General features: G+C 46.1%; 1 protein-coding gene. It reads left to right on the forward strand.

Annotation, left to right across the window (positions count from 1 at the left end):
• The coding region (locus tag R7Q09_RS27215; protein WP_318144089.1) for a helicase-related protein at positions 1–579 on the forward strand (579 nt) is incomplete at both ends.

Raw genomic sequence — 579 nt, forward strand, 5'->3', positions numbered from 1 at the left:
GAGGTGGAAGTGTCTCCAGCGAATACAACGGCAGAAACGGTTAAGCAGATGGTGTATCCAGTTGATAAAAAGCGTAAGCGTGAATTGTTAGCGTATTTAATTGGTTCACGAAACTGGCAACAAGTACTTGTTTTCACTAAAACCAAACAAGGTAGCGATGAGCTTGCAAAGGAGCTCAAACTGGATGGTATTAAAGCGGTTTCGATTAATGGTGATAAATCGCAAGGTGCTCGCCAGCGTGCACTTGATGAATTCAAGCAAGGTAAAGTTCGAGCCCTGATTGCGACAGACGTGGCGGCTCGCGGTCTAGATATTCAAGAGCTTGAACAAGTGGTGAACTTTGATATGCCATTTAAAGCTGAAGACTACGTACATCGTATTGGTCGTACTGGCCGCGCGGGTAAATCCGGTTTGGCCGTTTCATTAATGAGCCGAGATGAAGAATACCTGCTTCGTGCGATCGAAACGTTGTTAGACCAGCGTTTGCCTCAAGAATGGCTAGAAGGATTCGAACCAAGTCTAATTGAAGAGGTAGAACCTGAGCGTGATAGTGGCGGTCGTCGTAAGAGTCGTTCGTCA

It is taken from the genome of Vibrio sp. 2130-1 (assembly GCF_033339515.1).